Raw genomic sequence first — 20,730 nt, 5'->3', positions numbered from 1 at the left:
ACTGTCACAGGCCCGATATTTTGCGTCGCTAGCGTCCGCCCCGCCAATATAAGGGGGCTACAAAATGTTCCTGAAGCACTCGATCGGCGGCCTCGCGGCCCTCGCCTGCGCGGCGTCGGCTACTCCCGCCAGCTCAGAATCTCTGCACGAATTCAATCACATCGTCGTCATCTACCAAGAAAACCACAGCTTCGACAATCTGTTCGGCCTGTGGGGCGCGGTGAATGGCGAGCCGGTGCAGGGACTGCCCTTCGCCGACGCCGCGCACACCAAGCAGGTCCGCGCCGACGGAACCACCGCCTATTCCTGCCTGCTACAGAATGATGCGAATCTCGCCTCGCCCTCGCCTTTGGCGACGAGCTGCACGGATGCGACCGGCGCGACGTCCTTTGTGAGCGCCTTCCAGAACAAGCCCTTCGAGATCGACGATTATATCGCCTCGACCGACAAGACCTGTCCCGCGCCCGGCGTCTCCGCTGCGAATGGCGTGCCGAAGAACGCCGCCGGCGCCCTCACGGGCGGCTGCACGCGCGATCTCGTGCATCGCTATTACAGCGAGCAGTTCCAGATCAACGGCGGCAAGCAGAACCGCTATGTGACGGGCAGCGACGCCGCCGGCCTCTCCATGGGCTATTACGACACCACCAAGCTGCCGATCTATGTCGCGCTCCACAAGCATGGCGCGCCGCATTACGTCATCGCCGATCATTTCTTCCAATCGGCCTTCGGCGGCTCCTTCCTCAATCATCAATGGCTCGTCGCCGCGGCGACGCCGGTCTTCGCCAATGCGCCGAATGACGCCAGCGCGAACGACCTCCATTCAGTGGTCGACGCCAATGGCATGGCGACCGGCGCGCCGCTCTATTCCAACTCGCTCGGCTCCGCCGCCAAGGACGCGCAGCTGACCGCCTCCTGCACCCCGCCCGCGGGACGTCCGGCGACGCCGGCGACTGTCGTCTGCGGCGATTTCGCGGTCAACACGACCCAGCCTTATTATCAGCCCTACGCGCCCGGCACGGCGGAGGCGAAGCGTCTGCCGCCGCTGGAAAATCCGACGATCGGCGATCGCCTCTCCGCGCGCGGGATCGACTGGGCCTGGTATTCGGGCGGCTGGTCCAACGCCAATGGCGACATAGGCGCGCCCGGCTGGACCAATGGCGCCGGGACGAACTGCGCCGATCCGAACGCGCTGGCGACGGCGGTCTTTCCGAACTGCCCGGACAAGCTGTTCCAGTTCCACCATCAGCCATTCAACTATTTCAAGGCCTATGCGCCGGGCACGGCGGCGCGCCGCGATCATCTGCGCGACGAGGCCGAGTTCGTTCAGCTCGCCAAGACCGGGCGGCTCAAGCCCGTCAGCTTCGTGAAGCTGATCGGCGCGGAAAACGAGCATCCCGGCTACGCCAGCGAGCCGGATGGCAGCTCGCATCTCGTCGATCTGATCGCCTCCATCGTCAACGGCCCCGACGGGCGCGAGACGCTCATCATCGTCACTTATGACGAGTTCGGCGGCGCCTGGGACCATGTCCCGCCGCCGCCCTATCAGACCGAGCAAGTGGCCGAAGGCGAACGCCATCACGGCCGCGAGCATCACGCCGGCGGCGGCGCGCATGATCGCTGGGGTCCCGGCACGCGCATTCCGGCGCTGCTGATCTCCAAGCGCTTCGACCGCTCCGGGGTGGATCATGTGAATTACGACACGACCTCGATCCTGAAGCTGATCGAGGAGCGCCATCATCTCGCCCCGCTCGGCTCCCGCGACGCGGAGGTCCACAGCCTCGCGCGGGCGCTGGAAGCCGCCGAGCGCTGAGCGACGCCACGCACGAGAAAACGGCCCCGCGCGAGCGGGGCCGTTTTCATCTTTGTCACGAAAGTCGCGTCGAACTTTTCAGAGCTGCGCGATCATGCGATGAAGCCTGCGGCGCCGGCCCGTTCGCCCGCGCAGCAGAAGGGGCTCGCCAAGATGAATTCCTCCAGCTCCGGTCGGCGCGCGACGCTCGCCTGCATCGGCTCGCTTCTCGCGCTCCTGTCGGGAGCGGCGGTCGCGCAGGACGCCGAATTCTCGCAATTGCCGCTCTATCGGGAGTTTCGCGACCAGCTCGCCGCGCAGGGCTGGAGGCCGGACGCCGGCTTCGGCCTCAAGCTCCCCTCCGGCAAGCCGCTCTATCGCTTCCCCGAGGTTCTGTGCGGGCCGAAAATCTGCCACGCGCGCTGGCTCCGCTCGGGAACGGAGAAGATCGTCACGCTGATCCGCGGCGATCTCACCGAGGAATATCGCGTCTCGCCCTGACGCGCCGGCTCATTGCCGCGCCGGCGCGGCGGTCTGCGTCGCGAGAACGGCCAAGAGCCGTTCAACGAGATCGCCCGCGACCGCCGAGGGAAGCGCGAAGGCGAGCCGATTGCCGTCCGGCGAGACGAGGGTGAGCAGAAGATTGTCGCCGAGCATCTCCCGGTGCAGCGCGATCGACTCCACCGGCGTCGCCAGCACCGCCTCGACCTCGCCGCTGGCCGGCTGCCGCTGAGCGAGGCCCTTCTCGCGCAGCGCCAGGGCGGAGCGGGTCAAGTCGAGAATATCGGCGGCGGTGAGGACGATTTTGGCCGTCACGCCATCGTCGCCTTTCCGGCTCAGAATGAAATCCTCTCCGATCGGATCGAGATTGAGGCCGGACGACGCCTCGGACATGGGTCGGTGCTCCTTTGCTCTTGCGATCGGGCAGCATAGGCGAAGGCGAACGGATTGTCTCGCTTGGCCGTGGCGAGGATCGTCAGGCCAGAGCGGCCTCCCAGTCCTTGCCGCCGTAGAACAGGCGAAGGATAGTGACGCGCTCTTCCTCGACGAAAAAGGCGATCGTCACGCGCCGCTCGAAACCGACCGCACGAAGCCCAGGCCGCAGATCATCTCTGCGACGCCCTCTTTCGGACGCCCGGCAATAGGTTTCGAGCCGGCCGATATAGGCGAGCGCGACGTCCGAGCCGGCCCTCTCTTCTATCCAATCGTAAATCTGCAGAATGTCGTCGCGCGCTTCTGGCGAGAAAACGATCGCTCGCCGTCTCAACCGCGATCCTTCGATCGAAACGCGTGACGCGCCCGCACCTCGTCGAATACCGAGTCGATAGAGACGGCGCGGTCCGGCTCGGCGCGCATGGCGTCATAAACGGGCGCGACGTCTTCCCGTAGCCATCGCTCGACGGCGGCGTCCCGCTCCTGCAAGGCGGAAAGCGCCGCGCGGATCACATCGCTCTCCGAAGCATAGTCTCCGGCGGAGACCTTCGCCTCGATGAAGGCCAAATTCTCGGTCGGCAGGCTGAAGCTCCGCTTTTCGACATTCGCCATCCGCGCTCTCCTCGCGAAAACTGTAACACGATCGCGCCACAGGCGACAGCGAGCCGCTCACCCCTTCCCCGCCCCGCTCTTCTGATAATCCTTCACATCCGAGAACACGATGGACGAATGCCGCTCCGCGTCATAGCGAAGCTGGAACTCGCTCGACGACATGAACACGGGCGCGCCGTCTATGTCCTCCGCCATCGAGGAGCCGTGCGAGTCGATGAAGCTCTTCAGCGCGATCGGGTCCTGAGAGGTGATCCAGCGGCATATGCCGAAGCGCGAGGTCTCGTATTTCGTCTCCAGCCCATATTCGGCCTCGAGCCGCGTCGCCAGCACGTCGAGCTGTAGCGCGCCGACGACGCCGACCAGCGCGCCGGAGCCGTCATTGGGCAGGAAGAGCTGCACCACGCCCTCCTCCGCCAGCTGGCGCAACGCCTCGCGCAGCTTCTTGGCCTTCATGGCGTCGGAGATGACGATGCGGCGCAGAATTTCCGGCGCGAAGCTCGGCACGCCGCGGAAGGAAATCTCCTCGCCCTCGGTGAGCGTGTCGCCGATGCGCAAAATACCATGATTGGGAATGCCCACCACATCGCCCGCATAGGCTTCATCGGCGATGGAGCGGTCGCGCGCGAAGAAGAATTGCGGCGCATTGAGCGAGATGGTTTTGCCCGTGCGCACGATCTTCGCCTTCATGCCGCGCGAGAGCTTGCCCGAGCAGACGCGCATGAAGGCGATGCGGTCGCGATGGTTGGGGTCCATATTCGCCTGAATCTTGAACACGAAGCCGGCCATCTTCGGCTCCTTGGCCTCGACATGGCGCTTGTCGGCGTCCTGCCCGCGCGGCGAGGGCGCATATTCGGCCATTGCGTCGATGAGATCGCGCACGCCGAAATTGCGCAGAGCGCTGCCGAAGAAGACCGGCGTCAAATGCCCCTCGCGAAACGCCGCGAGCTCGAACGTCTTGCAGCCCTCCTCGGCGAGCATGGCCTCTTCCAGCCAAGCGTCCGCCTCATGCGCCGGCAGCAGCGCGAGCAGCGCCGGATCGTCGAGGCCGGAGACCACCATCGGCTCGGTGTCGGCGTCGATCTTGCGCACGGATTTCGTCGCGAAGCAGTAGGTGCCGGCGAAGCTGCGGCCGGAGCCGATCGGCCAAGTCACCGGCGCCGTGTCGAGCGCCAGCGTCTTCTCGATCTCGTCGAGCAGCGAGAAAGGATCGCGCCCCTCGCGATCGAGCTTGTTGATGAAGGTGACGATCGGAATATCGCGCAGCCGGCACACTTCGAACAGCTTGCGCGTGCGCGCTTCTATGCCCTTGGCGGCGTCGATCACCATCACCGCCGCATCCACGGCGGAGAGCGTGCGATAGGTGTCCTCCGAAAAGTCCTCATGGCCCGGCGTGTCGAGCAGGTTGAAGACGCAATCGCCATATTCGAAGGTCATCACCGAGGTGACGACGGAAATGCCGCGCTCGCGCTCTATGCTCATCCAGTCCGAGCGCGTCTGCTGGGCGTTGCGCTTGGCCTTCACCGCGCCGGCGAGCTGGATCGCGCCGCCGAACAGCAGAAGCTTCTCGGTGAGCGTGGTCTTGCCCGCGTCCGGGTGGGAAATGATGGCGAAGGTGCGCCGCCGCGAGACGGGGTCGCTCGGCTGGGAGGTGGTCAAGTCTCGAACTCGCTGGAAGGGAGTGGCGAATGTCGCCACGCCCTTTAAGGTCATTCGACCGATAAGGCCAGAGGGTCGAAGGCCGACGGGACTGCTCCAAGGGTTAAAATACTGAAAAATCAGCGAGGCAGGCGAATGAATCGGTGATATCTCACAGGAGGCTCGAGACCGCGAATTTGTGAGCGGACGAATGCTCATGGAGCCTGATCTGTCTGCCGAGCTCCGTCACGGGTCCGACTCCGTCGATCTTTCGACCGTCTCGCTTGGTGAGCCCGTCATAGTCATAGCCCGTCACAAAGCGGCCTCTCATTTGGGCTTTCTTGACGACGAACGCATCGAATTTGCTCTCGAGAAGGAGCAGCGATTGGCTCGTGCCGTTGACATGATAGCCGAGAAGCGCGTTGTCGACGGCCCTGAGCTCGGCGCTCCTTTTCGCGCCGAAAATATAGGTGCGCGTCATCCATTGCTGATAGGTCATGATCTCGTTCATTTTCGTCCCCTTGCTCGCCATTGCGATGGACGAAGATTTACGAGACGCGCTTCCGAAAGGATGTGGCCAAAGCCACGACTCGCGCAGCCGTCAGTCGAAATCGCCCGACAGCTCCGCCCGCACCGCCTCCGGCATCACTGCGATATGCCCGTAATTCTGATGGGTGAAGCCGATCAGCGCGCGCGCTCCCGGCTCGCGAAAAGCCGCGACCTGCACGTCGGTGAAGGGGAAATGCACGAATTGCACGGCGGAGGCCTTGCCGTCCTCCCTGGTGCGGTCCTGGTCCGCCTCGGCGACGCCGGCGATGCGCTCGCCGCCCAATTCGATGAAGGCGGTCTCCTCTATCGCGCCCAGCGTGTCCAGCACGCGCTTTCTGCGCAGCGGATCATCGATCTCGATCATGAAAGTGGCGACCAATTCGCGGCCCTTGGGGATCAGCGGCGCATAGGCGGCGATCTCGCTCGGCGCCTGCTCGAGCGTCCCCTTCTCTATGTGGATCATCTCCTGGATCTGCAGCCAGATCGTCTCGAAATCCTCGAAATAAAAGGTCACGAAAGGCCCGACCTCGACGCGGCGACTGCGCTTGCGCGCGGCGATGCGGCGGCGGCTCTCGACGCGGATCTTCGCATATTCGTCCGGCGGAAGAAGATCGGCGACGGTGATGTGGTGCTTTTGCGCCATTGATCGCTCCAATTCTTCAAGCTACGCGAGCCCCCTCCCCGGCCCTCCCCCGCTTCGCGAGAGAGGGAGCAGATTCGGCCCTTCATCGAGGGTTCGCGAAACGCCGGCCGCCCCCTCTCCCGCGCCAGCGGGGAGGGTGAGGGAGGGGCCTCACTTCACCCCATAGGCCCGCGCGATCAGCTCGATCGGATGGACGAGAAGCTCGGGCTTTTTCGCCTCCGCGTCCAGTCGCTCCATGCCCTGCGCGATATGCGGGCCGGAGAGCGGACATTCGGAAACGATATAGGCTTTGCCGGCGGATTGCGCCTGTCGCGCCACCGGCTTGCCGACCTTCAGCGCCGTCTCGAAATTCTGCGCCTTATAGCCCCAGGCGCCGCCATGGCCGGAGCAACGCTCGATGACGGCGACATCGGCCTGCGGAACGAGATTCAACAGCTCAGCGCCTTTCCGCCCGATATTCTGCGCGCGCGAATGGCAGGAGACATGGAAAGCGACGCCGCCCTCGATCGGCGAGAGCCCTTCCGCCAGCCCCTCCTTGCGCGCAAGGCCGACGACATATTCGCTGAGATCATAGGTGGAGGCGGCGAGACGCTTCACTTTTGGATCATCAGTGACGATCAAAGGCCATTCGAATTTCAGCATCAGCGCGCAGGAGGGAACCAGCGCGATAATGTCATAGCCCTTGTCGATCCAAGGCTCGAAGGCGGCCGCGACCTGTTTCGCGGAAGCCGCGACCTCGCCGATGAGCCCCTGCTCCAGCAGCGGCATTCCGCAGCAATGCGGGTGCAGAATCTCCGTCTCGACGCCATTCTTGGCGAGCACGGCGCGCGCGGCGAGGCCGACGCCGGGATCATTATATTCGCCGAAGCAGGTGGCGTAGATCACCGCCTTGCGGCCGAAGCCCGGCGCCTCTCTGTTCACCTCGGCCGGCGTCTCCTTCGCGAGCGCGGCCAGCGTCTTCTTCGAATATTTCGGCAGCACGGCCTCATGATGCAGGCCGGCGAGCTTCTCCAACGCATCGCGCGCAGCCGTGTGTACGCAATCGGTCGCCCAATTGGCGAGCGGCGCGAGTTTCGTCGCCAATGCGCCATTGCGGTCGGTCTCGGCGAGCTGGCGATCCGCGAAGCCGACGCCCTTCTTCTTCGCCTCGACGGCGCGATAGCGCAGCATCAGATGCGGGAAGTCGAGATCGAACTCATGCGGCGGCACATAAGGGCATTTGGTCAAAAAGCACATGTCGCAGAGCGTGCAAGCGTCCACGATCTTTTTGAAATCCGCGCTGGCGACGGTCTCGACTTCGCCTTTCGCCGACTCGTCGACGAGATCGAACAGGCGCGGAAAGGAATCGCAGAGATTGAAGCAACGCCGGCAGCCGTGACAAATATCCAGCACGCGGCGCATTTCGGCGTCGAGCTTCGCCTCGTCGTAGAAATCTGGATTTTCCCAATCCAATGGACGCCGGAAGGGCGCCTCGAGCCCGCCTTCTCTCATCGCTTCCATGCCCTGGTCGAATTATTCCGATCGGCTCATGCGTTTTCTCCCTCTCCCCGCGCGCGGGGAGAGGGCCGGGATGAGGGGCTCGGGGCGTGAGCCACAGACGGAAAACGCCCCGAGCCCCTCATCCGCACCTTCTCCCCGCAGGCGGGGAGAAGGAAGGCGGCGAAGGCCGCGCAAAGGATCAGCCGGAAATCGGGTCGCGCGCTTACTTCAGCTCGTCGAGCGCCTTTTGGAAGCGGCCGGCGTGCGAGCGCTCGGCCTTGGCCAGCGTCTCGAACCAATCGGCGATCTCCTCGAAGCCCTCCTCGCGGGCCGAGCGCGCGAAGCCCGGATACATATCCGTATATTCATGCGTCTCGCCGGCGACGGCGGCCTTCAGATTGTCCTCGGTCTTGCCGATCGGCAGTCCGGTCGCGGGGTCGCCCACCACCTCGAGAAATTCGAGATGGCCATGGGCATGGCCCGTCTCGCCCTCGGCGGTGGAGCGAAACACGGTCGCGACGTCATTATGGCCTTCGATATCGGCCTTTTGCGCGAAATAGAGATAGCGGCGGTTCGCCTGAGACTCGCCGGCAAACGCATCCTTCAGATTCTGTTCGGTCTTGGTGCCCTTGAGCGTAGCCATGACTAAAGCTCCTTGGATGTACTCTCATGGGGACGCCCGCTGTCCCGACGGCCAGTCGGAACGCCCTTGTTTAGAATAATTTGAAATTACCGCTTGCCAAGCGCCATAGCGGCCTTTGGCTGGGGACGGCGGGTCAAAAACCATGCTGCAACGCGATATTGGCTTCGAAACTGCATGTAACGTGAGATTGTACGAATGCGGCGGCCCCTTTCGCACAAAAGCGACGGAGCGCCCGACGGCACGAGAGCGGACCGAATGGCGGAGCAATTGGACTGGGTCGTCTGGAACGGCTCGCTCGGCGTATCCGACAAGGTCGCGATCGGCCGCGTCGAGACCGTCGACGGCGTCCGCATGGCCTGTCTCGCGCCGCCCTATGATGTGGTGGGGCCGTTCAGCCTGGACGAATTGGAGACGCAGGGCCGCATCGCCTTCGGCGCCTGCTTCGTGATGTCGCTCCAACGCTGGAAGGAAGATCAGGTCGAGCTGCGCTTGGAGGGCCGCAAGCAGCGCGCCGCCTTCCAGAAGATGTTCGATTTCGACCAGGACGACAATCAGGAGCATCGCGAGACGCTGGAATTGCCTCTGGAAGGCGCGCTGGAGCCGGCCGAGATCAAATCCGCCTTCCGTCGCCTCGCCAAGACCGCCCATCCCGACGCCGGCGGCAGCGCGGAGGACTACCGCCGCATCGCCGAGGCGCGCGACGCGCTGCTGGCGCAGTTCGAAGGGGCGAGCTGAGGAGCGCGGGGCGACCGATTTCCGTTCCCGGAAAGCAGCGATCGTTGTAGTCTGCCTCCATTGCAAGTCCCGGAGGCGGCGATGGGGCAGACGACAGAGCATTATAGGATCGAAACGCGATATTTACGCGGCGGCGACCTTTGGGGCCGCGCTCTGCTCGCCGCCGGATTGACCATCGCCAGCGTCTCCGTGCTGTTCTCGGGACTATTCGGTCTGGTCGTCATGACGCTGGCGGCGATCGGCGCGCTATTTTGCGGCGCAGCGACGCTCTCGGCGTTCGGAAAGCTGCTCGACCGATCTCCCGCCCTAGTCATCGATGCAGAGGGCTTGGTCTATCCCTCCGTGTCCGCCGAGCTCCTGCCCTGGCGGGACTTCGAATCGATCTCCCGGACGAAGCACGGCGGACGCGAATGGTGGACGCTGCGACTGACGCCTGTCGCGACGCGACGCTTTCTACGCGGCAGTTTCTGGAACTGGATCGCCCAATGCGACCGCCGAATGCCGCAGGAAATTTTTCTCCCTGCTTTGCGCCTCGACATTGAAACGACGCAGCTCGTGGAGATCATAAGGGCGCGCATCGAAGCCGCTCATGGCGCGGAGAGCCTCGAAGTAGATGCTTCGACTATCGATGATGCGCCGCCATTTCGCAGTCTCGGACGGGCGCTCGGCGCGATCATTCGCAACCTGGGCTATGTCCTGTTTTGCGTGGTGGTCGGCGCAACGCTGCTCTCCGGCTCACCGGAAGAAATTTACGGGGCGCTCCTCGCTGTCGGCGCCGGCATTGTCGTCCAGCTCGCACAGAGCCATTTCGTGAAAAGCTACATTTTAGAAAGGCGTTGAGAGCACGGAGCCGAACATGCGCTTTTTCCGAAGACACGCCCGCATCATTTCCGCCATTCTACTCAGCGAGCTCGATTTGACGCTCGCTCTTTTCGGCGCGCTGCTCACCCTGCTGCCGATCGGCCGATCGGAGCGCGCGAACAGAGGGTCCGCCGATCCGACAAAGCCCGGCGCCTATGATTTTTGGCATCCGCTGACCCCCATCACACGGCCCGAGCAATTCAGGAGAGACCAGACGACCGAGCTGATCGTCGAGGCGCCGGCGAAGCCGTCGCTCGCGCCGAAGAAATCGGACGTCGAGCGAGGATGACTACCTCTTCCCCTTGTCGAACGGATTCTCGCCCGAGCGCGTCGAGATGCGGATCGGCGTGCCGGGAAGATCGAAGGCGCGGCGCAATCCATTGGTGAGAAAGCGCTGATAGCTCGTCGGCAGCTCGTCGAGCTGATTGCCGAACAGAATGAAATGCGGCGGCCGCGCCTTGGCCTGCGTCATATAGCGGATCTTGATGCGCCGGCCGGAGACCGCCGGCGGCGGCGTCTCGTCGATCGCGCTCTCCAGCCAGCGATTGAGCCGCGCGGTCGAAATGCGGCGATTCCAGACTTCATGCACATCGAGAATGGCGCGCATGAGCTTGTCGAGCCCATAGCCGGTCACGCCCGAGACGGCCACGACCGGCGCGCCTTTGATCTGCGGCAGCAGGCGCTCGGCTTCCTCGCGCAGCTTGCCGAGGCGCGTTCCCGGATCGTCCACCGCATCCCATTTGCCGAGCGCAATGACCACGGCCCTGCCCTCGCGCGCGGCGAGATCGGCGATGGTCAAATCCTGCTTCTCGAATGGAATGGCCGAGTCGAGCAGCAGCACGACCACCTCCGAGAAGCGCACGGCGCGCAGCGCATCGGCGCCGGCGAGCTTCTCCAGCTTGTCGACGACCTTGGCGCGCTTGCGCAGGCCGGCGGTGTCGAAGAGCTTCATATCGCGGTCGCGCCAGCGGAAAGGCACGGAAATGCTGTCGCGGGTAATGCCCGCCTCCGGCCCGGTGAGCAGGCGGTCCTCGCCGAGCAGCCGATTGATGAGCGTCGATTTGCCGGCGTTGGGCCGCCCGACCACGGCGATGCGCAGCGGCTTGGTGGGATCGACCTCGCTGCCGTCCTCATCGGACGAGACGGCGACGTCGGTCGTCGCCTCTTCGTCCTCTTCCCAATCCGCTGTCGCCTCCGGCAGCGCCTCGCGCAGCGCGTCGTAGAATTCGCCGAGGCCCTCGCCATGCTCGGCGGAGAGCGGCACGGGATCGCCGAGGCCGAGCTCATAGGCCTCGACCAGGCCCGCCTCGCCCTTGCGCCCTTCCGATTTATTCGCGGCGAGGATCACCGGCTTGCCGGCGCGGCGCACCAGATCGGCGAAATATTTATCGTCCGGCGTCACGCCGACGCGCGCGTCGATCATAAAGAGAATGGCGTCGGCGGTCTCGATCGCCGCCTCGGTCTGCGCGCGCATGCGCCCTTCCAGCGTGGCGGAGGCGCCTTCCTCCAGCCCGGCCGTATCGATGATGGTGAAGCGCAGATCAGCGAGGCGCGCCTCGCCCTCGCGGCGGTCGCGCGTCACGCCGGGCCGATCGTCGACGAGCGCGAGCTTCTTGCCGACGAGCCGGTTGAACAGAGTCGACTTGCCGACATTCGGCCGGCCGATGATGGCGAGCGTGAAGGACATTGTGGCCCTTTGGTCCAACGTCGCGGCGACGCCGCCTGTGAGGCTCGCGCTTACTTGGCGGGAGCGGGTGCGGAAGCGGGAGCGGCCGGCTCCTTGGCGGCCGGCGGCGGCGCGGAGCCGCGCGCGGCGTCCAGCAGCGCCTTATAGGCGCCGGCGCGCTGGCGCATGGCGTGCGGCGCCTCCTGATCGTTGAGGATCACCTTGAAGGCGCGCTCGGCCTCGTCGAAATCGCTGTCCTGCAGCGCGTCGAGCCCGATGAGCTCCTGCGCCGTGTAGCGGAACGGGCCATTGGCGGTGACGAGCTCGCCGAGCAGATCCGCCATCTTCTGGCGGTCGCCCTGCTCGAGCAGCAGCACGCCGGCGCGCAGCTTGGCGACCTGCTGGGTCAGCTTGTCGACGCCCTTGTCCTCGGCGATGGCGGCGAAGGCGGCGACGGCCTTGGCCTTGTCGGTCTTGGCCAGCCCCTCGGCAGCGCGCATGCGCGCCAGAGTGGCGTAGCCCCGCGGCGAATCCTTGGCCAGCGCCTCGAAGGCGGCGACCGCCTCGGCGTCCTTGCCGTCGGTCGCCAAAGCGGCGGCCGCGTCGAAACGCAGATTGGCGGCCTCGGCCGTCTTCAAGCGATTGCTCTCGTAGAAGCTGTAGACGCCCGTCGCGACGACGACCAGAAAAGCGCCGACGAACACCGGCGTCTGATAGCGCTTCCAGAGGTTGGCCGCCTTGTCCCGGCGGACGTCTTCGTCGACCTCGTGGAAAATGTCGGACATGACCGCTCCTGTCGCGTGGGCGCCGGCGGTTCCCGGCGCGGAGGCCGCTGTTAGCATGCGCGCGCACGCAAGGCCAGTTCCCCGGGCGTCGCCCGCGCCGAAACCGGCTTCGCCACAGCCAGGGGCGAAGCCGGCGGGAAAATCGCCAGGATCGATATAGCGCGGCGCCCGCTCGAGGGGGCTGTCGACGCGTCTGATCCAGAGCCGGCCTGCGGCTCTGGATCGAAAGCGCTCGGGCTCAGAGTCAGGCGCCGCCGGGCTCTCCGGTGAATTTCACCAATATGTCCTGGTCGCGCACCACATATTGGCAGGCGAGCCGAAACTTGGGCGGAATATCGTCGACCACCGCGCGGGAAATCTCCTCCGCTGTGATCTTGCCCATGGATTTCAGCTGCGCTTTCTCCTTCTCGGTGAGCGTCGCGCCCATGGTCTTGTCGTCGAGCGGCGTCACCTCGATGAGGCAGGAGCCGCATTCGCCGTCCTTGCAATCATGCGGGATCGGAATCTTATTCGCCTCGGCGACGGCGAGTATCGTGTGCGTGTCGCCGGCGACCGCATAGACCGTCACATTTTTATGGAGAAGAGGGGTGGAGAAGGTGACATCGGGCATGGCCGTCCTCCCTTGTTTTTTTATTTTGCAGGGAAGAGCGTACGCCCCGACTGGGTAAGCGTCAATCGATGATCGCATGCGGCAAAAAGCGCGAGCGATCCGTCGTCACCAATGACGAATCCTCGCGCACGCCCATGCCGGCCGGCTCGCCGCCGACGAGCCAGCAGCCGAGCACGGGATGACGTCCGCCGAAGCTCGGCAACGCGCATAATTGCTGATGCACAAAGCCTTCGCCGCCATAGTCGCCATCCGTGCGCGCGAGCAGAGTCTCTCCATCGTAGAGCGCGACATTGGCGCCCTCGCGCGAGTAGAGCGGCTTGCGCGCATATCGCGTCAAAGACGCAGCGCGCGCGTCATCCTCGAAGAAGCAGGGCAGAAGATTGGGATGGCCCGGCGCCGCCTCCCACAAATAGGCGAGAAATCCCTTGCTGGACGCGATCGCTTTCCATGGCGGCTCGACGAAACGCGTCGCGCCCATCGCCGCCGATTTGCCGAAAGCGTCGGCGAACATCCATTCCCAGGGATAGAGCTTGAACATTCGCTCCACGCGCCGGCCCAGGCGATCGACGAATCTCTCGCCTGCGAGGCCGATGTCGCGCATGTCGATGCGCGCGGTCCAGGAGCCGGCCTGCGTCGCGCAATCGGCGAGATAGGCGACATTGCCGCGATCCTCGACGCTCTGCGTCATGCAGGCGAAATGCACAGGGCCGCCGTCGGCGATCTCGCGCCAGCGCGCGATCAGGCGATCATGCAGCGAGTTGAACTGATCCGCGCCTTTCGGCAAATGGCCGCGCGCGATCATCTGCTCGAGCCAGAACCATTGCACGACGGAGGATTCGTAAAGGCTCGTCGGCGTGTCGGCGTTATATTCGAGCAGCTTCGGCGGCCCGTCCCCGCCAAAGGAAAAATCGAAACGGCCATAGAGCGAAGGATCGCGCCGCGCGAAGCTCTCGGCGATGAGCCCCCATGCGTGACGTGGAATGCGCAGACGCTCGAGCGCCCGCTCGTCTTTCACGATGCGCGCGACGACCTCCTCGCTGAGCGCGGAAAGATCGGCCGTCGCTTTCTCGAGATCGTCCTCGATCTCGCGCAAGGAGAAAACATAGCGCGCGCTCTCGTCCCAATAAGGCTCGCCGTCGGGCTGCGCATATTGAAAGCCGATTTTGCGCGCCTCCTCGGCGAAGTCCGGCCGCGGCGGCGAAAGTTCGCGCCTCACGAGCCGCCGCCGTGGCCAGCGCCGGCGCCGCCGAAACCGCCGAATGAGACGGCATGACCGAGAGAGGAGCCTCCCGCATGGCCGGACGCGCTCTCGCCCGAGGATGAATGCGAGGAGGAAGACGACGAGCCGCTGGAATAGGAATGTCCGCCCGAGCCGCCGTGGCTGCTGGATTGACTGCTGGATTGGCTGCAATCCTGCCGCTCGGGATCAGCGCTCTCGGGACAATCGCGCCGCGGCTTCTCCATCAACGCGAGCGCGCCGATCGACAGCGAGCCGACCGCTATCGCGGCAATGGCGAGCGTGCGCTTGCGAAACGGAGACGCAGAAGCGCCGCCGCCAGCAAGCCCTTTGGGCGCATGGGTGACGATGGGCGGCGCCATTCCGCGGCGGCCGAATTCCTTGCGCGGCGGCTCGGCCATGGCTCTCACGGACTCATGCAGGCGGCGCTGAGCACGCCCGCGGAAATGGAGACCGCGCCGAGCCACACCGCCGCGGCGATGGCGTTCTGCTCGATCGCCTGCGAAAGCCCAGGATGCGCGAGCCGCGCGAGAAGAAAAGCGATGATCTGCGTGGCGAAGGCGACAAAGCCCCAAATGATGAATTCGAGCGCCGTCTGCGTGTTGTGCACCGCGCCGGCGAGTGCGATGGCGAAGCCGATGAGGCTGCCGCCGAAAGCGATGGCGGCGGAGGCGTTGTGCTCCTCGACGATGAGGTCGAACTCGCAATGCGGCGTCAAGCGCGTGTAGACGACGCAAAATGCGGCGCAATAGGCGATGGCCCCGAGAAAATACGCCGCAAAGGACAGAAGGCCGGATGCGAGATCTGCTGGCAAGGTCGGTCCTCTCGTAAAAATCGCGACGAGGTTAGCAAAGCGGATGAACGAAAGATAGAAGCGCAGCCAGGCGCCGTCTCACGAGCCGCCCGCGTGAAAGCCGCCGCTTTCGCCGAATCCGCCGTAATAGGCATGATATCCCGACCAACCGCCGCCGCCGCCGCCGCCCCCACCTCCGCCGCCCCCGCCTCCCGGGTCGCTGCCGCGTTCACAATCGCGCCGCGGATCGGCCGCGCATATTTGACGATCGACGATCTGCGCCAGCGCGAAAATTCCGATCGAGATCGCGCCGAGAGCGATCAGCGCGATGGCGAGCGGCCACGCTTGCTCTGACGGCAGATGCAGAGATTCGCCGACGGGCTCCTCGAGGCGAGGCGGCGGAGCCGGGCGCGGTCCGAGGCCGTGGCCATAGATCGCTATGCCTTCGCGTTCGACGCGAAGCGATCGCTTGCGCGGGCTCTCCGCGCGTCTCGGCCCCAGACCGTGGCCGAACAATTCGATGCCGGGCTCTTCCTCCACCATGACTCATCGACCGTGGGGAAAAGCGATGCAAAGGAACAGCGCCGACGCAATGACGCCGATGACAAATCCCGAGCGCAAAGTCGCACCTTTCGAAAATAGATACGCGAACATATCGAGAGACCGCGAAGAAAGATAGGCGCGCCGGAATCGACGACGCCTCGCGCGACGGACCGCCGCCTCCTTCAAAACACCCCCGCCTCCAGCCCCGCCGCCATCGCCATGCCGAGCTCGCGGCACGCCTCGACGAACTCCTCGCGCCAAGGCCCGCGAAAGATCAGCGGCTCCTGCACGGCGCGCCAGCGCAGCCCGGTCGCGACCGTCTCGACGCTGCGCCGCGCGCCGGAGCCGTCGTTTCCGGCGCGAATATAGAGCGCATAAGGACGGCCCTGCATGCGCTCGAGACAGGGATAATAGCTGCGATCGAAGAAATCCTTCAGCGCGCCGCTCATATAGCCGAGATTTTCGGTCGTTCCCAGAATGAGCGCATCGGCTGCGAGCGCATCCTCCGGCGTCGCCTCCAGCGGCGCGCGCATCACGATTTCGACGCCGGCGATCTCGCGCGCGCCGGCGTGAACCGCCTCGCGCAGACGCTCCGTATTGGGCGAAGGCGCATGGGCGAGGATGAGAAGGCGCTTGGCGGTCATCGGGCGAATTCGTCTCTCGATTCGTCTCGCGCGGCCGTTGCCGCGTGCGCCGCCGCACAACGCGGCCGTGCGCGGAAATGATAACGATTCTCGCAAATAGCGCGAGCGATCACAATTCGATCCCATTGAAATGCGAGAGCCGTTTTCCAGCCGGCTCTAGGGCGTAGCCATTGGACGGGATAAAGTCGTTACGCCAATTCGAATCGAACGGATGCACATGGCGCAGCAATTTCTCACCCGCTCCTTCGCCGATGGCGCGCGGACGGGGCCGACACTTCCGCAACGCATCATCCTCGCCGAGGGCTGGACGCGCCGCGCCATCGCCTTCGCCGCGGGCGCCGTGGGCGCGCTGGCTCTGGCTCCGCTCGATCTCGCGCCGGCCATGCTCGTGACCATGTGCGTCTCCGTGTGGCTGCTCGACGGCTCGGCCTCGGCGCGCGGCGACGGCGGCCTCTCCTATCTCGCCGGCTCCATGCGCCGCGCGGCGGGCGCCGGCTGGTGGCTCGGCTTCGGCTATTTTCTCGCGGGGCTTTGGTGGCTCGGCGCGGCCATGCTGGTGGAGCCGGACCAGTTCGCCTGGGCGCTGCCGCTGGCCGTCATCGGCGCGCCGGCCGTCCTCGCGCTGTTCCCGGCGCTGGGCTTCGCGCTCGCGCGGGCGTTGTGGTCGGGCGGCTCGGCGCGCATTTTCGCGCTCGCGGCCGGGCTCGGCGCCTCGGAGTTTCTGCGCGGCCACATCCTCACCGGCTTTCCCTGGAATGATTTCGGCATGGCGCTCGCCGCCATTCCCTTTCTCGATCAGACCGCCGCGATCGTCGGCCTGCATGGGCTGGATATTCTCGCGGTCATTCTGTTCGCCGCGCCGGCGACGCTCATCGACGGCCCGCGCCGCCTGACGCCGGCCATCATCGTCGCGCTCGTCCTCTCCATCGGCATGGCGGGCTATGGCGCGCTGCGGCTCGGCGCAGGCAAGACGGAATATGTCGAGGGCGTCAAATTGCGGCTGATGCAGCCCAATCTCCCGCAGGACGCGAAATTCAAGCCCGAGAACGGCCCGGCGATCGTGAGCCGCTATCTCGAGCTCTCCGATCGCGCCGTCGCGCCCGGCCGCTCCGGCGTCGCCGACGCAACGCATCTGATCTGGCCGGAATCGGCCTTCCCCTTCATTCTCTCGCGCGATCCCGAGGCGCTGGCGCGCATCGCCGCGACCATGCGCGGGGCCGTGCTGCTGACCGGCGCGGCGCGCGCGGAGGAGGATGCGCGGCGCGAGGACGGTAAGCGCCACACCAAGATTTTCAATTCGATCCTCGCCGTCCAAGGCGGCCGCATCGTCGCCGCCTATGACAAGGCGCATCTCGTGCCCTTCGGCGAATATCTGCCACTCTCCAAGCTTCTCGCGCCGCTCGGCGTCTCGCAGCTAGTCCCCGGAACGTGGGACGAAGGAACCGGGCCGCGACGGCTCGCCGCGCCGGGATTGCCGCTGGCCGCGCCGCTGGTCTGCTATGAGGCGATCTTCCCCGGCGAGACGGCGGAGCCCGCCGGCGAGCGGCCGCAATGGCTGCTGAATGTCACCAATGACGGCTGGTTCGGCATGACCAGCGGACCCTATCAGCATTTCGCCCAGGCGCGTCTGCGCAGCATAGAGGAAGGGCTGCCGCTGGCGCGCGTCGCCAACACCGGCGTTTCCGCGGTCGTCGACCCTTACGGCCGCGTTCTCCACCGCCTTCCGCTCGGCGTCGATGGCGTCATCGATGCGCGCCTGCCGCGCGCGGCCGATGCGCCGCCCTTTGCCGCCCATCCTTTTCGCTGGACTTCAACGCTTTGGTTCTTCACAATAATTTTCGCCCTGTTCGGACGCTTTCGTGGCCTCGCGGGTTCGACTTCCGGTCGTGCGAGCGCGTGACGACACGCTCCTCGACACTATGGCGAGCACCACCGCGCCAGCGATCGAAAGGGCGAAATCCGCTGTAGATCAGCCTCTTCGAAACAAAAGGCGGCACCTGATGAGCAAAAGGAAGCATTCGCAGTGAAAAAAGCGCCCGATCCGATCGACAGGCATGTCGGAAGTCGCGTGCGCATGCAACGCATCCTGATGAAGATGAGTCAGGAGAAGCTCGGCGAGGCTCTGGGCCTCACTTTCCAGCAAGTGCAGAAATACGAGAAAGGCACCAACCGCATCGGCGCGAGCCGGCTGCAGCAGATTTCCAAGACGCTGAACGTGCCGCCCTCCTTCTTCTTCGAGGGTGCGCCCAACGCCCAGCCGGCCTCCGGCGACGGCTTCGCAGAGGAGTCCTCCTCGCAATATGTCGTCGATTTCCTCTCGACGGCGGAAGGCCTGCATCTCAATCGCGCCTTCGCCCGCATCAAGGACCCCAAGGTGCGCAAGCGCGTCATCGACCTCATCTCGACGCTGGCCGAGCAGGAGGAAGTCGCGCGGGAGCCGGCGATAGGCGACACGGCCGACAAATAGGCCGAAGCTCGGCGCAGCCCGCCCGAGTTCTCTATAAAGAACATTTTGGCACATACGGCTTGACGAAACGAACGCCGCCTGTACTGATTTAGGCGAATGGAGAGGTCTGTCCGCCGAAGCGGCGGAGCGGCGATTGGACGGAGATTGGATGTGACGCGACAGAACTATCTTTTCACCAGCGAGTCGGTTTCCGAAGGCCATCCCGACAAGGTCTGCGACCGCATTTCCGACGAGATCGTCGATCTGTTTTTTCGTGAGGGCGCCAAATTCGGCGTCGACCCTTATCAGATCCGCGTCGCCGCGGAGACGCTCGCCACCACCAATCGCGTCGTGATCGCCGGCGAGGTGCGCGGCCCCGCCATTCCCAAGGAGCAGATCGTCGACGTCGCCCGCAAGGCGATCAAGTCCATCGGCTATGAGCAGGCCGGCTTCCATTGGCAGAACGCCGACGTCGAGGTGCTGCTGCACGCCCAGTCCGCCGATATCGCGCAAGGCGTCGACGCCGCCGGCAATAAGGACGAGGGCGCGGGCGATCAGGGCATCATGTTCGGCTACGCCGTGCGCGAGACGCCCGACCTGCTGCCGGCGCCGATCTATTACGCGCACAAGATTCTGGAGAAGCTCGCCCACGCCCGCCACACCGGCAAGGAGAAGGGCCTCGGCCCGGACGCCAAGAGCCAGGTCACGCTGCGCTATGAGAATGGCAAGCCGGTCGAGGCCACGCAGATCGTGCTCTCGCATCAGCACACCGACGAGAATCTGACGCCGCAGGACATTCGCGCCATCGTCGAGCCCTATATCCTCGAGGCGCTGCCCGCGGGCTTCGTCACCAAGGGGACGGTTTGGCACGTCAATCCGACCGGCAAGTTCCACATCGGCGGCCCGGACGGCGACGCCGGCCTCACCGGCCGCAAGATCATCGTGGACACCTATGGCGGAGCCGCGCCCCATGGCGGCGGCGCCTTCTCCGGCAAGGACCCGACCAAGGTGGACCGCTCCGCCGCCTACGCCGCCCGCTATCTGGCCAAGAACATCGTGGCCGCCGGCCTTGCCGATCGCGCGACGCTGCAGCTCTCCTACGCCATCGGCGTGGCCGAGCCGCTGTCGATCTATGTCGATCTGCATGGCACCGGCCAGGTTCCCGAGGACAAGCTCGAGGCCATTCTGCCGCAGATCATCCGCCTGTCGCCGCGCGGCATTCGCGAGCATCTGCAGCTCAACAAGCCGATCTACGCCCGCACCTCGGCCTATGGCCATTTCGGCCGCACGCCGGACGAGGAAGGCGGGTTCTCCTGGGAGCGCACCGATCTCGTCGACGCGCTGAAGGCGCAATTCTCCTGACGCAGGCGATTTCCGGCGACGAAGACGCCCGAGACGAAGCCATGGAAGAGGCGATCGACGGCGGCGCGGCCCATGTGGCGCGCCGCCTCTACGGCCGCAGCAAGGGCAAGGCGCTGCGCGCCGGCCAGGCTCGGCTGCTGCAAGAGCTGCTGCCACGGCTGACGCTCGATCTCACGCAGCCCTGCGCGTCCGCCGTCGGCCTGTTTCCGACCGCGGTGACGGAGGTGCGTCTCGAGATCGGCTTCGGCGGCGGCGAGCATCTAATCGCCGCCGCGGCCGCCCGGCCCGATGTCGGCTTCATCGGCTGCGAGCCCTTCGTCAATGGTATGGCCAAGCTGCTCGCGCGGATCGACGCGCTCGGCCTCGCCAATATCCGCCTCCACCAGGGCGATGCGGCGGAGGCGATCGGCTGGCTGCCGCAGGCGAGCCTCGGCCGGACCTATCTCTTCTACCCGGACCCCTGGCCCAAGCGCCGGCATCGCAAGCGCCGCTTCGTCTCGAAGGAGACATTGGCGGCGCTCGCCCGCGTGATCCGCCCCGGCGGAGAATTGCGTTTCGCCACGGATATCGACGATTATGCGGGCTGGACGCTGGCGCGCGTCCGAGAGTCCACGGATTTTGCATGGACAGCTCGAGCCTCGGCAGATTGGCTGACGCCCTGGCGGGGCTGGACACAGACGAAATACGAGGCGAAAGCGATGGCGGCCGGACGCAAACCGGTCTATCTGACTTTCGAGCGTCGTGACGGAGCTCGCGACGCCTAGA

Annotated in this window: 25 protein-coding genes; 9 read left to right on the top strand and 16 right to left on the bottom strand. The window is 65.3% G+C overall.

Annotation, left to right across the window (positions count from 1 at the left end):
* Nucleotides 1–64 precede the first annotated feature (64 nt).
* Both METLW4_RS0104250 and METLW4_RS28245 read left to right on the top strand, forming a co-directional pair.
* Nucleotides 65–1,810 (top strand): alkaline phosphatase family protein, encoded by a 1,746-nt coding sequence (locus METLW4_RS0104250; protein WP_018264959.1) that lies wholly within the window; start codon nucleotides 65–67, stop codon nucleotides 1,808–1,810.
* A 99-nt stretch (nucleotides 1,811–1,909) separates the two neighbouring features.
* Nucleotides 1,910–2,290 (top strand): hypothetical protein, encoded by a 381-nt coding sequence (locus METLW4_RS28245; protein ID WP_018264958.1) that lies wholly within the window; start codon nucleotides 1,910–1,912, stop codon nucleotides 2,288–2,290.
* 9 nt (nucleotides 2,291–2,299) lie between these two features.
* Here the strand turns inward: METLW4_RS28245 and METLW4_RS0104240 are convergent, their stop codons facing one another.
* The 8 genes from METLW4_RS0104240 to METLW4_RS0104205 all read right to left on the bottom strand — a co-directional run bounded on the left by METLW4_RS0104240 (nucleotide 2,300) and on the right by METLW4_RS0104205 (nucleotide 8,283).
* Nucleotides 2,300–2,683 (bottom strand): hypothetical protein, encoded by a 384-nt coding sequence (locus METLW4_RS0104240; protein ID WP_018264957.1) that lies wholly within the window; start codon nucleotides 2,681–2,683, stop codon nucleotides 2,300–2,302.
* A gap of 82 nt (nucleotides 2,684–2,765) precedes the next feature.
* Nucleotides 2,766–3,056, bottom strand: coding sequence for a type II toxin-antitoxin system RelE/ParE family toxin (locus METLW4_RS0104235; RefSeq protein WP_018264956.1), 291 nt, complete (start codon nucleotides 3,054–3,056; stop codon nucleotides 2,766–2,768).
* On the bottom strand, nucleotides 3,053–3,334 hold the full coding sequence (locus tag METLW4_RS0104230) for a ribbon-helix-helix domain-containing protein (RefSeq protein WP_018264955.1): 282 nt from the start codon (nucleotides 3,332–3,334) through the stop codon (nucleotides 3,053–3,055). Before METLW4_RS0104230 ends, METLW4_RS0104235 begins: the two co-directional genes overlap by 4 nt.
* Nucleotides 3,335–3,391: 57 nt before the next feature.
* A complete protein-coding gene (locus METLW4_RS0104225; protein ID WP_371212319.1) occupies nucleotides 3,392–5,044 on the bottom strand; it encodes a peptide chain release factor 3 in 1,653 nt (550 codons plus the stop codon).
* Between the two features lie 97 nt (nucleotides 5,045–5,141).
* Nucleotides 5,142–5,480, bottom strand: coding sequence for a hypothetical protein (locus METLW4_RS0104220; protein WP_018264953.1), 339 nt, complete (start codon nucleotides 5,478–5,480; stop codon nucleotides 5,142–5,144).
* A gap of 90 nt (nucleotides 5,481–5,570) precedes the next feature.
* Nucleotides 5,571–6,161: a DUF3501 family protein gene (locus METLW4_RS0104215; protein WP_018264952.1), complete on the bottom strand. Its 591-nt coding sequence runs from the start codon at nucleotides 6,159–6,161 to the stop codon at nucleotides 5,571–5,573.
* Nucleotides 6,162–6,311: 150 nt separating this feature from the next.
* On the bottom strand, nucleotides 6,312–7,652 hold the full coding sequence (locus tag METLW4_RS0104210; protein WP_026191232.1) for a heterodisulfide reductase-related iron-sulfur binding cluster: 1,341 nt from the start codon (nucleotides 7,650–7,652) through the stop codon (nucleotides 6,312–6,314).
* Between the two features lie 211 nt (nucleotides 7,653–7,863).
* Nucleotides 7,864–8,283: a rubrerythrin family protein gene (locus METLW4_RS0104205; RefSeq protein WP_018264950.1), complete on the bottom strand. Its 420-nt coding sequence runs from the start codon at nucleotides 8,281–8,283 to the stop codon at nucleotides 7,864–7,866.
* Between the two features lie 255 nt (nucleotides 8,284–8,538).
* On the opposite strand from METLW4_RS0104205, the gene METLW4_RS0104200 reads away from it, so the two are divergent.
* The 3 genes from METLW4_RS0104200 (at nucleotide 8,539) to METLW4_RS0104190 (ending at nucleotide 10,168) form a co-directional block, all read left to right on the top strand.
* Nucleotides 8,539–9,018 carry a J domain-containing protein gene (locus METLW4_RS0104200; RefSeq protein ID WP_018264949.1) on the top strand — a complete coding sequence of 160 codons (480 nt, stop codon included), beginning with the start codon at nucleotides 8,539–8,541 and terminating at the stop codon, nucleotides 9,016–9,018.
* Nucleotides 9,019–9,240: 222 nt separating this feature from the next.
* Nucleotides 9,241–9,858, top strand: coding sequence for a hypothetical protein (locus METLW4_RS0104195; RefSeq protein WP_157234892.1), 618 nt, complete (start codon nucleotides 9,241–9,243; stop codon nucleotides 9,856–9,858).
* A 16-nt stretch (nucleotides 9,859–9,874) separates the two neighbouring features.
* On the top strand, nucleotides 9,875–10,168 hold the full coding sequence (locus tag METLW4_RS0104190) for a hypothetical protein (protein ID WP_018264947.1): 294 nt from the start codon (nucleotides 9,875–9,877) through the stop codon (nucleotides 10,166–10,168).
* Here METLW4_RS0104190 and der read toward each other — a convergent pair whose 3' ends face one another.
* From der to METLW4_RS0104150, 8 genes are all read right to left on the bottom strand, one after another.
* Nucleotides 10,169–11,566 carry a ribosome biogenesis GTPase Der gene (gene der, locus METLW4_RS0104185; RefSeq protein ID WP_018264946.1) on the bottom strand — a complete coding sequence of 466 codons (1,398 nt, stop codon included), beginning with the start codon at nucleotides 11,564–11,566 and terminating at the stop codon, nucleotides 10,169–10,171.
* Nucleotides 11,567–11,616: 50 nt separating this feature from the next.
* Complete coding sequence (locus tag METLW4_RS0104180; RefSeq protein WP_018264945.1) at nucleotides 11,617–12,330, bottom strand: tetratricopeptide repeat protein; 714 nt, start codon at nucleotides 12,328–12,330, stop codon at nucleotides 11,617–11,619.
* A 244-nt stretch (nucleotides 12,331–12,574) separates the two neighbouring features.
* Nucleotides 12,575–12,940 carry a 2Fe-2S iron-sulfur cluster-binding protein gene (locus tag METLW4_RS0104175; RefSeq protein ID WP_018264944.1) on the bottom strand — a complete coding sequence of 122 codons (366 nt, stop codon included), beginning with the start codon at nucleotides 12,938–12,940 and terminating at the stop codon, nucleotides 12,575–12,577.
* A gap of 61 nt (nucleotides 12,941–13,001) precedes the next feature.
* Nucleotides 13,002–14,156: a glutathionylspermidine synthase family protein gene (locus tag METLW4_RS0104170; RefSeq protein ID WP_018264943.1), complete on the bottom strand. Its 1,155-nt coding sequence runs from the start codon at nucleotides 14,154–14,156 to the stop codon at nucleotides 13,002–13,004.
* On the bottom strand, nucleotides 14,153–14,578 hold the full coding sequence (locus tag METLW4_RS23960; protein WP_018264942.1) for a hypothetical protein: 426 nt from the start codon (nucleotides 14,576–14,578) through the stop codon (nucleotides 14,153–14,155). Before METLW4_RS23960 ends, METLW4_RS0104170 begins: the two co-directional genes overlap by 4 nt.
* Nucleotides 14,579–14,583: 5 nt before the next feature.
* Nucleotides 14,584–14,991 (bottom strand): DUF350 domain-containing protein, encoded by a 408-nt coding sequence (locus METLW4_RS0104160; protein ID WP_018264941.1) that lies wholly within the window; start codon nucleotides 14,989–14,991, stop codon nucleotides 14,584–14,586.
* A gap of 78 nt (nucleotides 14,992–15,069) precedes the next feature.
* Nucleotides 15,070–15,513, bottom strand: coding sequence for a hypothetical protein (locus METLW4_RS28240; RefSeq protein WP_018264940.1), 444 nt, complete (start codon nucleotides 15,511–15,513; stop codon nucleotides 15,070–15,072).
* Between the two features lie 182 nt (nucleotides 15,514–15,695).
* Nucleotides 15,696–16,157, bottom strand: a complete 462-nt coding sequence (locus METLW4_RS0104150; RefSeq protein ID WP_018264939.1) for a flavodoxin family protein — start codon at nucleotides 16,155–16,157, stop codon at nucleotides 15,696–15,698.
* 217 nt (nucleotides 16,158–16,374) lie between these two features.
* Between METLW4_RS0104150 and lnt the strand changes: the two genes are divergently transcribed.
* The 4 genes from lnt to trmB all read left to right on the top strand — a co-directional run bounded on the left by lnt (nucleotide 16,375) and on the right by trmB (nucleotide 20,729).
* Nucleotides 16,375–18,057 carry an apolipoprotein N-acyltransferase gene (gene lnt / locus METLW4_RS0104140; protein WP_018264937.1) on the top strand — a complete coding sequence of 561 codons (1,683 nt, stop codon included), beginning with the start codon at nucleotides 16,375–16,377 and terminating at the stop codon, nucleotides 18,055–18,057.
* A gap of 123 nt (nucleotides 18,058–18,180) precedes the next feature.
* Complete coding sequence (locus METLW4_RS0104135) at nucleotides 18,181–18,624, top strand: helix-turn-helix domain-containing protein (RefSeq protein WP_018264936.1); 444 nt, start codon at nucleotides 18,181–18,183, stop codon at nucleotides 18,622–18,624.
* 150 nt (nucleotides 18,625–18,774) lie between these two features.
* Nucleotides 18,775–19,965 (top strand): methionine adenosyltransferase, encoded by a 1,191-nt coding sequence (gene metK, locus METLW4_RS0104130; RefSeq protein ID WP_026191231.1) that lies wholly within the window; start codon nucleotides 18,775–18,777, stop codon nucleotides 19,963–19,965.
* A 41-nt stretch (nucleotides 19,966–20,006) separates the two neighbouring features.
* Entirely contained in the window at nucleotides 20,007–20,729 is a 723-nt protein-coding gene (trmB, locus tag METLW4_RS0104125; protein ID WP_020493710.1) for a tRNA (guanosine(46)-N7)-methyltransferase TrmB, read from the top strand.
* Nucleotide 20,730: the final 1 nt, after the last annotated feature.

Source organism: Methylosinus sp. LW4 (assembly GCF_000379125.1).
Lineage (GTDB): Bacteria > Pseudomonadota > Alphaproteobacteria > Rhizobiales > Beijerinckiaceae > Methylosinus.
The sequence above is the reverse complement of the archived record's forward strand: the minus strand, read 5'-3'. Positions and strand labels throughout refer to the sequence as shown.

What these genes read in the sequence shown, in the direction of transcription:
- METLW4_RS0104225 (WP_371212319.1), bottom strand. Translation starts at nt 5,044, where the DNA reads ATGACCTTAAAGGGCGTGGCGACATTCGCCACTCCCTTCCAGCGAGTT.
- METLW4_RS0104240 (WP_018264957.1), bottom strand. Translation starts at nt 2,683, where the DNA reads ATGTCCGAGGCGTCGTCCGGCCTCAATCTCGATCCGATCGGAGAGGAT.
- METLW4_RS28240 (WP_018264940.1), bottom strand. Translation starts at nt 15,513, where the DNA reads ATGGTGGAGGAAGAGCCCGGCATCGAATTGTTCGGCCACGGTCTGGGG.
- METLW4_RS0104190 (WP_018264947.1), top strand. Translation starts at nt 9,875, where the DNA reads ATGCGCTTTTTCCGAAGACACGCCCGCATCATTTCCGCCATTCTACTC.
- METLW4_RS0104215 (WP_018264952.1), bottom strand. Translation starts at nt 6,161, where the DNA reads ATGGCGCAAAAGCACCACATCACCGTCGCCGATCTTCTTCCGCCGGAC.
- METLW4_RS0104200 (WP_018264949.1), top strand. Translation starts at nt 8,539, where the DNA reads ATGGCGGAGCAATTGGACTGGGTCGTCTGGAACGGCTCGCTCGGCGTA.
- METLW4_RS0104230 (WP_018264955.1), bottom strand. Translation starts at nt 3,334, where the DNA reads ATGGCGAATGTCGAAAAGCGGAGCTTCAGCCTGCCGACCGAGAATTTG.
- lnt (WP_018264937.1), top strand. Translation starts at nt 16,375, where the DNA reads ATGGCGCAGCAATTTCTCACCCGCTCCTTCGCCGATGGCGCGCGGACG.
- METLW4_RS0104195 (WP_157234892.1), top strand. Translation starts at nt 9,241, where the DNA reads ATGACGCTGGCGGCGATCGGCGCGCTATTTTGCGGCGCAGCGACGCTC.
- METLW4_RS0104250 (WP_018264959.1), top strand. Translation starts at nt 65, where the DNA reads ATGTTCCTGAAGCACTCGATCGGCGGCCTCGCGGCCCTCGCCTGCGCG.
- der (WP_018264946.1), bottom strand. Translation starts at nt 11,566, where the DNA reads ATGTCCTTCACGCTCGCCATCATCGGCCGGCCGAATGTCGGCAAGTCG.
- METLW4_RS0104150 (WP_018264939.1), bottom strand. Translation starts at nt 16,157, where the DNA reads ATGACCGCCAAGCGCCTTCTCATCCTCGCCCATGCGCCTTCGCCCAAT.
- METLW4_RS28245 (WP_018264958.1), top strand. Translation starts at nt 1,910, where the DNA reads ATGAAGCCTGCGGCGCCGGCCCGTTCGCCCGCGCAGCAGAAGGGGCTC.
- METLW4_RS0104210 (WP_026191232.1), bottom strand. Translation starts at nt 7,652, where the DNA reads ATGAGAGAAGGCGGGCTCGAGGCGCCCTTCCGGCGTCCATTGGATTGG.
- METLW4_RS0104220 (WP_018264953.1), bottom strand. Translation starts at nt 5,480, where the DNA reads ATGAACGAGATCATGACCTATCAGCAATGGATGACGCGCACCTATATT.
- METLW4_RS23960 (WP_018264942.1), bottom strand. Translation starts at nt 14,578, where the DNA reads ATGGCCGAGCCGCCGCGCAAGGAATTCGGCCGCCGCGGAATGGCGCCG.
- METLW4_RS0104205 (WP_018264950.1), bottom strand. Translation starts at nt 8,283, where the DNA reads ATGGCTACGCTCAAGGGCACCAAGACCGAACAGAATCTGAAGGATGCG.
- METLW4_RS0104180 (WP_018264945.1), bottom strand. Translation starts at nt 12,330, where the DNA reads ATGTCCGACATTTTCCACGAGGTCGACGAAGACGTCCGCCGGGACAAG.
- trmB (WP_020493710.1), top strand. Translation starts at nt 20,007, where the DNA reads ATGGAAGAGGCGATCGACGGCGGCGCGGCCCATGTGGCGCGCCGCCTC.
- METLW4_RS0104175 (WP_018264944.1), bottom strand. Translation starts at nt 12,940, where the DNA reads ATGCCCGATGTCACCTTCTCCACCCCTCTTCTCCATAAAAATGTGACG.